The 14,535-nt window shown below is 42.1% G+C and carries 12 protein-coding genes; 9 read left to right on the top strand and 3 right to left on the bottom strand.

Going from position 1 to position 14,535, the window contains the following annotated elements:
* The first annotated feature begins 226 nt into the window (after positions 1-226).
* From QWZ17_RS23835 to QWZ17_RS23810, 6 genes are all read left to right on the top strand, one after another.
* Positions 227-1,105: a carbohydrate kinase family protein gene (locus QWZ17_RS23835; RefSeq protein WP_290307831.1), complete on the top strand. Its 879-nt coding sequence runs from the start codon at positions 227-229 to the stop codon at positions 1,103-1,105.
* A 300-nt stretch (positions 1,106-1,405) separates the two neighbouring features.
* Positions 1,406-2,503: a vWA domain-containing protein gene (locus QWZ17_RS23830; RefSeq protein WP_290307830.1), complete on the top strand. Its 1,098-nt coding sequence runs from the start codon at positions 1,406-1,408 to the stop codon at positions 2,501-2,503.
* Between the two features lie 150 nt (positions 2,504-2,653).
* Positions 2,654-4,159 carry a sigma 54-interacting transcriptional regulator gene (locus QWZ17_RS23825; protein WP_290307829.1) on the top strand — a complete coding sequence of 502 codons (1,506 nt, stop codon included), beginning with the start codon at positions 2,654-2,656 and terminating at the stop codon, positions 4,157-4,159.
* 18 nt (positions 4,160-4,177) lie between these two features.
* Complete coding sequence (locus QWZ17_RS23820) at positions 4,178-5,458, top strand: metallophosphoesterase (protein WP_290307828.1); 1,281 nt, start codon at positions 4,178-4,180, stop codon at positions 5,456-5,458.
* A gap of 29 nt (positions 5,459-5,487) precedes the next feature.
* Positions 5,488-6,375: a UbiA prenyltransferase family protein gene (locus QWZ17_RS23815; protein WP_290307827.1), complete on the top strand. Its 888-nt coding sequence runs from the start codon at positions 5,488-5,490 to the stop codon at positions 6,373-6,375.
* A 1-nt stretch (position 6,376) separates the two neighbouring features.
* On the top strand, positions 6,377-7,000 hold the full coding sequence (locus QWZ17_RS23810) for a class I SAM-dependent methyltransferase (protein ID WP_290307826.1): 624 nt from the start codon (positions 6,377-6,379) through the stop codon (positions 6,998-7,000).
* A gap of 266 nt (positions 7,001-7,266) precedes the next feature.
* On the opposite strand, the gene QWZ17_RS23805 is transcribed toward QWZ17_RS23810, so the two are convergent.
* Genes QWZ17_RS23805 through QWZ17_RS23795 form a run of 3 tightly spaced genes read right to left on the bottom strand, consistent with a single transcriptional unit; the run spans position 7,267 to position 11,504 of the window.
* A complete protein-coding gene (locus tag QWZ17_RS23805; protein WP_290307825.1) occupies positions 7,267-7,959 on the bottom strand; it encodes a response regulator transcription factor in 693 nt (230 codons plus the stop codon).
* 3 nt (positions 7,960-7,962) lie between these two features.
* Complete coding sequence (locus QWZ17_RS23800; RefSeq protein ID WP_290307824.1) at positions 7,963-9,609, bottom strand: sensor histidine kinase; 1,647 nt, start codon at positions 9,607-9,609, stop codon at positions 7,963-7,965.
* 5 nt (positions 9,610-9,614) lie between these two features.
* Positions 9,615-11,504 carry an alpha/beta hydrolase family protein gene (locus QWZ17_RS23795; protein ID WP_290307823.1) on the bottom strand — a complete coding sequence of 630 codons (1,890 nt, stop codon included), beginning with the start codon at positions 11,502-11,504 and terminating at the stop codon, positions 9,615-9,617.
* Between the two features lie 153 nt (positions 11,505-11,657).
* Between QWZ17_RS23795 and QWZ17_RS23790 the strand changes: the two genes are divergently transcribed.
* The 3 genes from QWZ17_RS23790 (at position 11,658) to QWZ17_RS23780 (ending at position 14,419) form a co-directional block, all read left to right on the top strand.
* The gene (locus QWZ17_RS23790; RefSeq protein WP_290307822.1) at positions 11,658-13,463 is read left to right on the top strand and encodes a tetratricopeptide repeat protein; all 1,806 of its coding nucleotides are present in this window, start codon (positions 11,658-11,660) and stop codon (positions 13,461-13,463) included.
* A gap of 195 nt (positions 13,464-13,658) precedes the next feature.
* Positions 13,659-13,961, top strand: a complete 303-nt coding sequence (locus tag QWZ17_RS23785) for a DUF4286 family protein (protein WP_290307821.1) — start codon at positions 13,659-13,661, stop codon at positions 13,959-13,961.
* 266 nt (positions 13,962-14,227) lie between these two features.
* On the top strand, positions 14,228-14,419 hold the full coding sequence (locus QWZ17_RS23780; RefSeq protein ID WP_290307820.1) for a hypothetical protein: 192 nt from the start codon (positions 14,228-14,230) through the stop codon (positions 14,417-14,419).
* Positions 14,420-14,535: the final 116 nt, after the last annotated feature.

Here is a 14,535-nt window from a genome sequence, read left to right as displayed (position 1 = left end):
AGCGTATTTGGGATTAATCTATATTTGTAAACAACTAACAGGATTAAAGAAAAAAAACGTAAACTTTTTTCAGGACGAGACACGAATCAAAATCCAAAAATCTGATAAATCTGCTTAATCCAGGTTCTGACACAATCTGTCTGCACTGTCAAATCTTTAAATCGTGTTAAAATCCCCAAAATCCTGTCTATATTTGATTTTACAGCCCTAACAACAAACTCAATTTATGAAAAATAAGGTATTATGCTTTGGCGAGGTTTTATGGGATGCCTTTGGCGATGGTAAAAAAGCCGGCGGCGCACCTATGAATGTGGCCCGTCACCTGGTACAACAAGGCGTAGAGTCGGCTATGGCAAGCTCTGTGGGGATGGACGGCAGTGGCGACAAACTGATTGAATTTTTAAAAGCAAACGATTTGTATAGCGACCTTATTCAGCAGGAGGATGAATATCCAACCTGCGAGGTTACCGTGCAGCTTGATGAAAACAACCAGGCTACCTACATTATACCCGAGCCTGTTTCATGGGATGCTATTGAAACTACTGATGTATTGATACAAGCCGCCAAAAACTCAGTAGCTATTGTTTATGGCAGCCTGGCTTGCCGTTCGGCCAAAACCCGCGAAACCTTGTTGAACCTGCTTGATGAAACGGACGCGTTGAAGGTGTTTGATGTCAATCTTCGTCCGCCTCATTATACTCTTTCAACCATTGAAACATTGGTGGCCCGGGCCGATGTGGTGAAGATGAATGAAGAAGAAGCGGCTTTGCTTATTGGCGGCAGCAGCAGTTCATTAAAAGAGCAGATCAACGAATTTCGCTCTAAATATCATAGTCGTACCATTTGCGTTACCCGTGGCGAACACGGCGCCATAGTTTGGCACGATCACGAATTTTATGAAAGTCCCGGCTGCCCCGTACAAGTAGCCGATTCTGTAGGTGCCGGCGACTCCTTCCTGGCTACCTTTATAGCCGGCATAATGGGTAATCACCCCATGCAAAAAGTGGTTGATAAAGCTTGCTCCGTAGGTGCCTTCGTAGCCAGCCAACGCGGGGCCAACCCGGTTTACCCACCAGAATTGCTGCACAGCCTGGCGTATTTGTAAAGGCAAAATTCAAAAGTAAAAATTCAAAAAAATAAAAGGCTGATAGAAAAAACACTATCGGCCTTTACTATTTAATTGGTCTGCCATTCTCAAATCCACAAATTAAAAAATCTGCACATCTGTAATCCGCACATCTGCACATCTACCCCATTTTCAAATTAAAAAAATCTGCACATCTGTAATCCGCACATCTGCACATCCAGTAATTGTCATACTTAGCTAACAATTCATCTTAATGGTTGTACAGCCAAACTTTTCCTGAAAATAATCCGTTCCTTTATAGTACAGAAAGGACAAAATATGCGTGGTTTTGGATTTTCCAAGTTTACCCCCAACCAAATCCCTAAAGGCGGATTTGAAGAATTATTGAAATTATTCCTTGAGTTGCTCAACTACACCGCGGGCGATGCAGGCGAAGCTTTAGCCTGGCTAAATGAGCTTGATAAACAATACAACCTTACCAATGATGATTATGGTATGGGCGATTTTATTGACGAGCTTAAACAAAAAGGATACCTGAGCGATGATCAGCAAAGTGGTGGTTTTAACATTACCGCTAAAACAGAGCAAAGCATTCGGCAATCGGCATTGGAAGAGATTTTTGGCAAGCTCAAAAAATCGGGCAAAGGCAATCACCGTTCACCGCAATCGGGCCAGGGTGATGAAAAAAATGCCGAACGCCGTGAGTTTGAGTTTGGCGATAGCCTGGATCAGATAGATATGACCCAATCTATCCACAACGCCCAGGTTAATCACGGCATCGGCGATTTTATGATGACCGAGCGCGACCTGGAAGTAGAGGAAATGGACTATAAAACCCTAACTTCTACCGTGTTGATGATTGATATATCGCACTCCATGATCTTATATGGCGAAGACCGCATAACCCCGGCCAAAAAAGTAGCGATGGCATTGGCGGAACTCATCCGCACCAAATACCCTAAGGATACTTTAGATATTGTGGTTTTTGGTAACGATGCCTGGCCTATAACCTTGCAAGATTTGCCTTATTTACAGGTTGGCCCCTACCACACCAATACCTACGCCGGCTTGGAATTGGCTACGGATCTGCTACGTCGTAGAAAAACTCATAACAAGCAAATTTTTATGATCACCGATGGTAAACCTACCTGCTTAAAGGAAGGTACCAAGTATTATAAAAACAGCATCGGGCTGGATAGAAAAGTGGTTAACAAAACCCTGAACATGGCCGCCCAGTGTAAACGCTTAAAAATCCCTATCACCACATTCATGATAGCTAAAGACCCCTACCTGCAACAGTTTGTACGCCAGTTTACGGAAACAAACGGCGGCAAGGCTTTTTATAGCTCATTAAACGGCTTAGGTGAATACATTTTTGAGGACTACATTAAGAATAGAAGAAAAACAGTTAGGTAGTTTTAGTCGGAAAGTCCGGAAGTCCGGGAAGTCCGCAAGAAAAACGAAAAAAAATTAAATCTTCCGGACTTTCGGTCTTACTGGCTTCCGGACTTAAAAAAATCTTTCGGACTTTCGGACTTTCCGACTTCCGGACCATCAATATATAGAATGAACAAATTACAAGATATTAAAACCCTTGGCGAACTTAAAAAAACGAGTTATAAAAGCCGTTCGGTTAAAGATGAATTACGTGCCAATTTAATTGAGCAGCTTAAAAAACGCGAAGGTGGCTTTGAAGGCATTATCGGTTTTGAAGATACCGTAATTCCCGATTTGCAAACCGCCATCCTATCCCGCCATAATATTTTATTATTAGGCTTGCGCGGCCAGGCTAAAACCCGTATTGCCCGCTTGCTCATCAATTTATTGGATGAGTACGTGCCTTATATTGTAGGATCTGATCTGTTTGATGATCCTTACGCGCCAATATCATGGTATGGTCACAGCGTTATTGAAGAAAAAGGCGACGATACCCCAATAGGCTGGATTCACCGTTCTGAACGTTACACCGAAAAACTGGCTACGCCCGATGTTACTGTTGCCGATTTAATTGGCGATGTTGACCCTATCAAAGCGGCCACATTAAAACTTACCTATTCTGACGAAAGGGTTATCCACTTCGGCTTAATTCCACGTGCCCACCGCGGTATCTTCGTAATTAACGAACTGCCCGATTTACAGGCCCGCATCCAGGTATCGTTGTTTAACATTTTACAGGAAAGGGATATCCAGATCCGTGGTTTTAAATTACGTTTACCTTTAGATATTCAGTTTGTGTTTACCGCCAACCCCGAGGATTATACCAATCGTGGTTCGATAGTAACGCCGCTGAAGGACCGCATCGAAAGCCAGATTCTTACCCACTATCCGCGCACGGTAGAAATCAGTAGGAAAATTACCCAACAGGAAGCCCAGCTTACAGATGAGCAACGCAAAACTGTTGAAGCCGACGATTTGGTGAAAGATCTGGTAGAGCAAATTGCTTTTGAAGCCCGCAATTCTGAATACATTGATAAGAAATCGGGCGTATCCGCTCGTTTAACCATATCGGCCTATGAAAACCTGATCAGCAATGCCGAGCGCCGCATGATCATGAACCATGAGCCAAATACTTTTGTACGCATTACCGATTTCCTGGGCGTTATCCCTGCTATCACCGGCAAAATTGAGCTGGTTTATGAGGGAGAATTAGAAGGGCCGGGCAAAGTGGCCAATATCTTAATAGGCAAAGCCATCAAAACATTATTATTAGCATTCTTCCCCGATCCGGAAAAAGCTAAAAAGTCCAAAGGTGTAAATCCATATGCCAGCATTATCAACTGGTTTGGCGAAGGCAATAACCTGGCTCTGGTTGATGACATGTCTTTCCAGGATTATAAAAAAGAATTAAATGAGGTTGCCGGCTTAAAAGAGTTGGTTAAAAAACAGCAGCCCCGCTTAAACGAAAATCAGCAGTTATTACTGATGGAGTTTGTGCTGCATGGCCTGTCGGAATTTTCGCAATTGAACAAAGGATTCCTGGATAACGGCTTCGCATTTTCTGATATGTTTAACAGCCTGTTTAATTTGCAGCCCGATGAAGATGATCTGGATATAGATGACGACCGCTATTAATCGCTACCTTTGCCGTCAATGACACAGGAAGCGCTTAATATTTTACTCATCATATCGGCACTATTACTTGTTGACCTGTACGTACTTCACGGCTTACAGGGCGCTTTTCAAAAATGGAAATTCCTGCGCAAACGGGAATTTTCATTTTTTTATTGGGCAGCTAATGCTATTCTTATCGGCGGCCTGTTAATCGGAGCGTACATACCTGTGGTAGGGCTTGGCGTACGCGCGGCGGGCTTGCTTGGCTTTTCGCTGATATTTATTGGCAAGCTGGCATTTTTGCCTTTTTTATTGGCCGACGATATCAGGCGCTTACGCGTCTGGCATAAAAACCGTTTCAAAAACTTATCGGCCAATAGCCCTACCGTACCTATTCCTGATGCTATCCCCCGTTCGGAGTTTTTATTAAAAGCTGGTCTGCTTGCCGGCGCGGTACCGCTGGCGGCTATCAAAATAGAAATGCCCAAGGGCTTATATGATTATCATGTAAGGTATCAAACCTTATATCTCCCCAATTTGCCCAAAGCATTTGACGGCATTAAACTGGGGCAGATCTCTGATATCCACTCGGGCAGTTTTTATAAAAAGAAAGCGGTATTAGGCGGTGTGGAAATGCTGCTGAAAGAAAAGCCCGATCTGATATTTTTTACCGGCGACCTGGTTAACGGCCAGGCCAGCGAAATGAATGATTACCAGGATATTTTTGCCAAAGTGAAAGCCCCCCTTGGTGTTTACTCCTCTCTCGGCAACCATGATTATGGCGATTATGGCGACTGGCCAAATCCTTTGGATAAAATCAAAAACCACCAGGATTTGATTCAAACCCATAAAAACATGGGCTGGGATCTGTTACTGAATGAAAACCGCCGACTTAAGGTGGATGGCGAAGAAATAGGCATCCTGGGGATTGAAAACTGGGGCGAATACAGTCGTTTCCCAAAATACGGGCGCATGGACCTTGCTACTAAAAATACCGATGACCTGCCTGTAAAATTATTGTTATCCCACGATCCTTCTCATTGGCGGGCACAGGTATTAAAAGATTACCCGCAGATAGATGCCATGTTCTCGGGTCATACCCACGGCATGCAGTTTGGCGTACGTACCGATGACTTTCAATGGAGCCCGATAGAAATGATCTATAAAGAATGGGCAGGCCATTATCAACAAGGCAGCCAACAATTATATGTTAATGTTGGTTATGGCTTTGTTGGTTTATACGGCAGGGTTGGAATTTTACCAGAGATTACGATATTTACATTAAAAGCCGGGCATAATCCTTCTGTTAAACAGGCATAAAAACATCTACACATGTTAATCATTACTCGATGAAGAAAATATTTAAACTTGTTTTTGATTTTCTGCTATTCAGTAATATTTTCATGTCGCTTTGCGCCGTGGCGCAGGCACTGGTAACATTTGAGTTAATTGGCTCCAAACCTGTACTGCCCGTTGTAGGGCTGCTATTTACTTCTACCCTCGGCATCTACAACTTTTGTATTATTATCACCAAGCCCAAAAAGCCCGAGGCCTCGCCTTATTTTAGGGTACGTTGGTTTTTTGCCCACTACCGGTTGATGGTAACTTTTACCATTGTATCGCTGTTATCGCTAATCCCGCTATTCTTTTTAATTACTACTGAGTCAAAAATACTGCTCATCTTTTTAAGCATTTTATCATTTTCATACAGCTTACCCTTATTTGCTGTTGGCGAACAGAAGTTTGGTCTGCGTAATATCCCCGGCTTAAAACCATTCCTGATTACTTTAGTTTGGACACTGAGTTGCGTGTTATTCCCCGTGTTGGAGTCGATGCACCTGCATTTGACAAATATTTCTATGCACGACACCACTTTGCTTATCGCCAAGCGCTTTTTATTCATAGGCGCGCTTACTATACCATTTGACATCCGCGATTTGTTTGACGACCTTAAAATGGGCATGAAAACCATACCAACGGTTCTCGGCGAAAAAAGGGCCTACCTGTTTTGCCAATTACTGCTGGCCGGGTATATTGTACTGCTTTTCCTGTTCAGGCAAAACGGCTTTAGTGTTGATTTTTTCGCGTTAAGTTTAACAACTTTTTTAACCGGCTGGCTTATTTTTAAATCGGCCTGGAAAAAAGACGAGTATTACTATTTCTTTTTCATGGACGGCGTATTGATTCTTCAATACGTGGTTTTGATAGTAGCTCACCTCATTTTCAGCAGTCATTAACATGGCTGCCAATTTCAAAAACTCCGCCTGGTTTTATGACCGCCTATCGCGCCTGGTTTATGGTAAGGCCATTGTAAATACCCAGCTTTTTTTAATTAGTTATATTAAACCAAATAGTAACATCCTGATAGCAGGCGGTGGTACAGGCTGGATTTTGGAAGAAATTACCAGGCTATATCCTTCGGGGCTAAACATCACTTACGTTGAAGTAGCACCAGATATGATGGCCTTGTCCCGCAGGAGAAACACCGGCAATAATCAAGTCACTTTCATTAATAACGTTATTGAAAAGGCATCCGTCTCCCCCGATTTTGACGTCGCCATAACTCCCTTTCTGTTTGACAATTTCACCCAGCAAACGCTAATAACAGTATTTAATAAAATCCATACTTTGCTTAAGCCGGGAGCCTTATGGCTCAATTGCGATTTTCAGCTAACGGGCAAATGGTGGCAGGCTTTTTTACTAAAAAGTATGTTTTTATTTTTCAGGATAGTGTGCGGGATTGAGGCGAGTAAGCTGCCCGAGATAGTAGCGCGCTTTAACTCGCAGCGATATAAAGTTCTTGGCGAAAGAACTTTATTTGGGGAGTTTATTTTGGCGAGGGTGTACGCTAAAGAAGAATAAAAAATTGATGAGCAAGACTTACGAAGTTTTAAAAACTTGGTAAGTCTGAACTTCTGCAAAACCTTAAACTCCCGCGAGGTTAGCGTAGCGTAACTCGTGGGTAAATCTGGGGTAAGCTTTTAGCTTACGACACCAAACCAGACTCGTTTTTTTGAAGAGTGCAGCTGAAAGCTGCAACCATGTTACCCACGAGCTGAAAGCTCGCGGGAGCGCAGTCTGAGGTTCTGCGAATCCGAAATCGAAATTCCGAAATCCGAAATCAAAAATTACTGATTATATACAAACTTGTACCCTATCCCTCTCACAGTTTGTAAGTACTGCGGCGAATCGGCATTGGTTTCTATTTTTTTACGCAGGCGAACAATGTGCATATCCAGGGTACGGGTATTAACATCGGCGTTATAACCCCACACTTCCATCATCAGTTCTTCGCGGTTAATTACCTTGTTTTTATTTTTAAGGAAGTAAAGCAGGATGCGGTTTTCCAATATGGTAAGCTCAATTTTTCGGCCGTCACGAATCAGCAAGTGCGTATTTGGCAAGTGCTCCATGTTCGCAAACTTGTATGATTCTGCCTTTTCGCTGTTCAGGCTGAATTTAATCTTGCTATCAATCATCGCCACCAATACATCCATATTAAATGGCTTGGTGATATAATCAGATACACCGAAGTTATAAGCCTCAATTTTGTCAACATCCTGGGCTTTGGCGGTCATCATAATCACCAGTTTATCGTAGCCTTTTTCGCGAATATTGCCACACACTTCCGATCCTGTTTTACCGGGCAACATCCAGTCCAATAAAGCAATGTCTGGCTGTTCGGTAAGGATCATCTCTTCGGCGTCGTCCCCGTTATCGGCTTCCAAAACTTTATAACCTTCGGTTTGCAAACGCTCTGCAACCAGGAAACGCAGGTTCTCATCATCTTCAACCAGCGCAATCTTAATTTCTTTGTTCATAATTTAATTTTCGTTTGGAAGCGTAACTATAAATTCCGAGCCCTCATCAACCTTACTGTTAACGGTGATATCTCCGTTCATAAAATTAACCAGTTCTTTACAAAATGCCAAACCCAAACCTACGCTTCCATTTTGGTTATATTGATTCTCTATTCTATAAAATTTCTTGAACACATTATGCTGTTCGTTTTTTGGGATGCCTATTCCTCTGTCAATAAAAGAGAATATCAGGTTTCCTTTTTTTTGCGTAATATTTATACTCAGTTCTTTCTTTTTAGGGTGCGAGTATTTGTAAGCGTTCTCAATCAAATTCTGAAAAACACTCCCTAAAAGCACCGGGTCTGTATAAAATATATGTATGCCATCAGCCTTGTAATTTATCTTAAATTCCGGGTATTTAATTCTAAAAGTATCCATATACCGGCCAACAAAATCATCCACCACAATCTCTTCTTTTTTAATACTGATAGATTTATTTTCGAGTTGGGTGAATGATAACAACTTGTTCATCAAATCGTTTAGCTTATCTGCCTCCTCATCTAAAATTTTGCCGTAGTGCTTGCGCTGCCGCTCGGTTAATTCACCATCGCCCCGCAAATTGGAACCTGCAATTTTTATAACGCTTACCGGGGTTTTAAACTCATGGGTAAAGTTGTTAATAAAATCATATTGCAGTTTAAACAGCTTAAGGTTAACGTTAAGGTTACGGTATATAAGCCAGCCTATGGCAACCAAAAACAGGGTTATCACCAAAACAGCTGCCCCAATAGGCATAAACCGACGATTGGTTTCGGCAGTTAGATACCCCTGTTCCGAGCTGAAAAACAATTTATAATCAGAAAAAGCTATAGGTAACGATACTTCTGTTATCAGTTTATTCCCTTCGCTATCTATAGGATCATAAACCACCGGCTGGATAGATACATTTTGGTACAACTCGGGATGCGTATTTTTTACCTTGAGCAAAAAAGGATCGAGGTAAAAAGTCATCATGTTTTGTTTATAAGCCTCCATTGGTACTATGCCATGCTGCAATTCGCGAAATACTTTTACGTCCTGACGGCGCAAAATATTGGTATAGGTTATTTTGTTGGGCTTTACATCCCAAAAGGTTTTGTACAATTCATCCTGCGTGGGTACCCGGGTGGTATCAGAAAAAGCGATGTAAATACTCAGCTTGGCCGCCATCTGCCTAAAATCAGATTCGTCGGCCGGGTGTACCTGCTTTGTGCTCCAGATTCGGCCCCTTTTATGACCAAACACAAAAGTAGACTTGAGCGAAATATCGATATTATTAAGCCGGGTACTAATGGCTGTTGGGCGGCCGCCAATTAAAACATCATAAAAAACAACACGCTTTACAAACGCGTAATCCTGAAAAACCGATGCTACATATTTACGGGCGGATGCTGAATCAAGAAAACCCTGGTAGGAGGTTATCTCGGGGACTTTATTCCCAAAAAAGTCATTATAAGGTTTAATGGTTTGCTCCAGCACCTCTATTTTTTTGGAAGCAAATTCATTCTCTACATATTTTGAGGTGAGGTTGTAGGAGATAAAAAGCGCTACCACAAAAGTGATGGATATGAGCACCAGGAAAATGACGATCAGCGAAAAATTTTTGCGGTAAGCGTTCTTTTGTACCGGCATAACCATTATGGTTTAACCCTCATATTATCGGCCAAAAACTTCTCTATTTCGGTATACATTTCAAGGCGGTTATGCTCGCTTCGAAAATAGGCGCGTTCATTGGGTTTTAAAAAGTACTTAACATCCACATCGTGTTTGCGCAATTCTCGCACGTACTGGTTTAACTCGCTGATGTTGGCCCGTTGGTCTTTAGCCCCCTGGAAAATAATTAGCGGCACCTTTATCTTATCGGTATGAAAAACCGGCGAAATGGCCCTGAACAAATCGGCATCCGTTTCGGGATTGCCAACCATTTCGTAAGTCATTTTTAAATACGGCTTAACAAATGGCGGCGCGTCTTTAATGTAAGTAAAAAAGTTAATGAGCCCGTATTGAACCACGGCGCAATTATATAATTCCGGGTGGTATGATAAACCATATAAAGCCGAAAAACCACCAAACCGGCCCCCAAATATGGCTATCTTTTTAGGGTTAGCTATTTTTTTATTGATAAGCCAATGTACGCCATCGGTTATATCCTGCTGTATTTTACCGCCTACTTGTTTATAACCCGCGCTCCTGAACGCTTTGCCATAACCGGTTGATCCGCGGTAATTAACCTGGAAAACGGCGTAACCTCTATTGGCCAAAAACTGTACCTGTTCATCATATCCCCAGGAATCGCGCGCCCAGGGGCCATCATGCGGCAATACTACCACGGGTAGGTTAGTCTTTTTATCGCCCAGGGGCATAGTTAAGTAACCGTTAATTGTTAAGCCATCGCTCGCTTTGTAACTTATAGGCTGCATAGCACACAATTCGGCCGGTATTAATGATGAGTTTACATCGCCAAGCTTGGTTAGCTTGCAGGTGCTGTTTTCAAACAGGTAAACCGATCCCGGATTACGATCGGTATAAGTACTCAGGATAAATTTGTTCTCAGCGCTATCGCGGTCAACTACCCTAATCTCGTTGCCTTTTAACTGCTCCTGCAGTACATTATGGATATGTTCAATATCGGGCGCTAAAAAGTGTTTGTGAGGTTTTGCTTCATCCCAACCGGCAAATTCAATACGGTGTTTGTTTTTGGAATATTCCACAAACGTTACATCGGCTTTATCATTGCTAAAAATGGTGCGTTGTTCTTTACCATCTTCCGCGTTAATTTCAACCAAAGCTGTTTTATCGCGGTTTACGTTTGATAAGGCATAGAAATTATTTTTCACCCCGGTAAAGGCAATTGGTCTTACCGAGTTTTTAAAGTTATTCTGAATAATGGGCCTAAAAGAAGTTTGCTCATCAGGGCGATACAGGATGGTTTCATCTACCCCATCTGATGCCCTTTCCAGCCTGATGGTGCCATCCGGATCTGGAAACCAATCTGTTATATTACCGGGATTTACCAGGTAAGGTGTAAGCTCCCCGGTTTTAATATTAAGCCGGTAAACATCAAAATTGGCGGGGTCGCGATTATTCATTTTAACGGTGATAATGTCTGGCTGCTGCTTATTGCGGTTCACCAGGTTCACCTTCACTTTTTCTAACGACAAAATAGTATGCATCTTTTGGGTTGATACATCAAGCGCGTACATTTTAAACCCATCGTTAGCTACAATATCCTGGTTAAATACCAGTTGATTATTGTAAGTCCAAAAATAATCGCCGCGCACGGGGTAATCTTCAAAAGAAGTTTCCATGCGTTCGGCACCATCGTCAAGCGATTGGATGAACAAGTTTTGCTTATCCTTATACGGCTTTAAATAAGAGATATACTTGCCATCTGGCGATATTTTAAAAGCCGTTTTCCCGGGAGTTTTAAAAAAATCGACAATAGGAATTTGCTTTATATGCTCTTTACAGGAACATATAATGGTAACTAATGCAATAAACAACAAAATCCTTAAGCGACGAAGCATACCCAACCTATCGTGTTTTATTAATCAGGTCAAATTAGATAAAATAAGTTAACGTTATCAAAATGTCACTACAATTTTACCCTGTTACCTCCTTATACGAATATTAAGCAAAAACGGACGTTGTATAAATATTAATTACCTATTTTTGATTGAATGAGGCTTTTAGTTGCAATTATTACTTTTGTTTTGATGGGTGCAACCCGGGTGTTTGCGCAAGACAATGAATTGCAGCTGGCCATGCAATATAACACCAACGGCGAGCCTCAAAAAGCATTGGAGATATACCAAAAACTTTTTAAACAAAACAACGAAACTTATTACTCCTACTATGTTAACACCCTGCTAAACCTCAAAAAGTTTAGCGAGGCCGAAAGCGTTACCAAAAAACTAATTCGCAAACATCCCAACGTTAACGAGTACCAGATTGTTTTGGGCAATGTATACACCCAGCAAGGGAGCCTTGATAAGGCTAATGCCATTTACGACGACATGCTGAAAAATCTGCCTGCCGATCAAATGGAGATAGCCAACCTGGCCAATCAATTTTATCAAAGCGCGAATACCGATTATGCCATCAAAATATTTTTGCAGGGCCGCAAGCTGCTCAAGAGTGATGATTTGTTTACTTACGAGCTTATTAACCTTTATCGTTTTAAGCGGGATAAAATTTCGCTTGTTGACGAGTATCTAAACTTTTTGCCCAAAAATCCTAATTTCATTACCCAGGCCGAAAGCAACCTCGCTACCATATTTGAGGGTGAAGCCGATTATGAAGCGTTAAAAACGGCTTTGTTAAGGCGAATACAAAAAGATCCGCAGCAAACCATCTACGCCGAGTTACTTACCTGGCAATACATGCAGCAAAAGGAATATGATCTGGCGCTTAATCAGGCCCTGGCACTTAGCAGACGGCAAAATGACGACGGGAATACTATTTATGAACTATGCCGAACGCTTACCACCAATGAAGCGTATGATACCGCCATCCGTGGTTACGAATATATTATAGCCAAAGGCAATGGCAACCCTTTGTATATTCCGTCGAAAATTGAACTTATCAACACCAAAAACTTAAAGGTTACCACCGGCAAATACCTGCCTGCCGATCTCTTAGGGTTGGAGCAGGATTACATCGCTTTACTTACCGAGTTTGGCCGCAACAATAACACTGTATTTGCTATGCAAAAACTGGCAAATCTGCAGGCCTTTAAATTGCACAAGCTCAACGATGCTCAAAAACTATTGGAAAGCGCGGTTGCCATTCCCAATATCCGGGCCGAATTACTGGCATCCTGCAAGTTAGATTTGGGCGATGTTTACCTTTTGAATAATCAACCCTGGGAAGCAACCCTGCTGTACAGCCAGGTTGAAAAAGATTTCCCTAATACCGCCATAGCGCAGGATGCCAAATTCCGTAACGCGAAGATGGCTTATTACACCGGCGATTTTACCTGGGCCAAGGGACAGCTTGATGTATTAAAGGCGGCTACGTCACAATTAATAGCTAACGACGCTCTTAATTTATTACTCCTCATTAATGATAATGTGGCCATAGATAGCTCGGGCGCGGCACTCAAGATATATGCCCGGGCCGATCTACAGATATTCGCTGAGCAACCCGCGAAGGCCCTAATGGCGTTGGACAGCATCGACAAAAAATTTCCGGGCAATAGTTTAAGCGATGATATCCTGATGGCAAAAGCCCGCATCCTTATCCAGCAAAAAAACTATACCGATGCGGTGCCCCTGCTCAAAAAGATCTTTGATGATCACCCCACCGAGCTTTGGGCCGATGACGCTGTTTTCATGTTGGGCGATATCTACGAAAATCACCTCGATGATAAAACCAACGCCAAAACCTGGTATCAAAAAATCATCACCGATTACCCCGGCAGCCTATGGATCAATGAAGCCCGCAAACGATTCAGATTGTTAAGGGGCGATAAAGCGGAGTCGTGAGTTGGTTGATTAAGTTGGATTAAGTGAGTGGTTGATTGAGTTAGAATGAGTTGTCTGAATCAGAATTTTCAGAATTATAGAATTTTCAGAATACATTCCAATGGCGGCAAGATTTCGTTGTACATATTAATCGAACCAAGTCAACTAAATCAACTTAATCCAACTCAATCAACTTAATTAACTATTTTTACCTCCATGATTGTATACAACGACACCATAATATTGGATGAGGCCGTACAGGAAGAATGGCTTCATTACATGAAAACTATTCATATCCCGGCGGTGATGGCTACCGGCTTGTTCAGCTCATACCGCATCTTAACTGTTATTGATTCGCCAAACGAGGGTGTTACTTATTGCCTTCAATACCATGCCGAAACCATCGAGCATTTTCAGCAATATTATATGAACCATTTGCACAGGCTACAAGCGGCCCACCAGGCAAAGTTTGAAGAAAAGTTTGTGATGTTTAATACCCTGATGGAAGAGGTGGAGTAGCTAATAAGGACTATAGATGTAAGGCCAGTCTCTTTTATAAAGGAGGCACCTAACGGAGCCAAAACACGATACACCTATCACTATAAACACGATGCACCTACGGAGCGAAGAAAACTAAGACTCCAGCGGAGTCCCGTGTTTATAGCATTTGAACCCAATACTTTGGCTCCGGAGGTACCTCCTGAATTTCAAAAGTGATTTCCTGGCAATATGTATTTATCCACTCCGTTATGTTGAAAAATCCCATTCAGTATAAAATCGGCAAAATGAATATACAAGCAAAAAAACTGAATATTTCGCAGGTAATTATTACCTCAAACAGGGAGTCAAATTGGGTTGACAGCTTAAGTGAGAATCAGCAAAAAGATGTATTGGAGGGTTTAGACCAAGCCGATCGCGGTGAGGTAGTACCTCACGAAGAAGCGGTAAAATTATTTGGTAAATGGGGGCTAAAATGATCTGAACCCGAAATCATAAAACATAACCATAAAGAAAAGAGGCTGTATCATAAATCATGGTACAGCCTCTTTTTTATTTGACAAAGGGCAAAGAATAGATTATCTATGCCTTGTTT

The sequence above is a fragment of the Mucilaginibacter flavus genome (assembly GCF_030409315.1).
Taxonomy (GTDB): domain Bacteria; phylum Bacteroidota; class Bacteroidia; order Sphingobacteriales; family Sphingobacteriaceae; genus Mucilaginibacter; species Mucilaginibacter flavus.
Note: the sequence above shows the minus strand (reverse complement) of the source record. Positions and strands in the feature narration are given on the sequence as shown.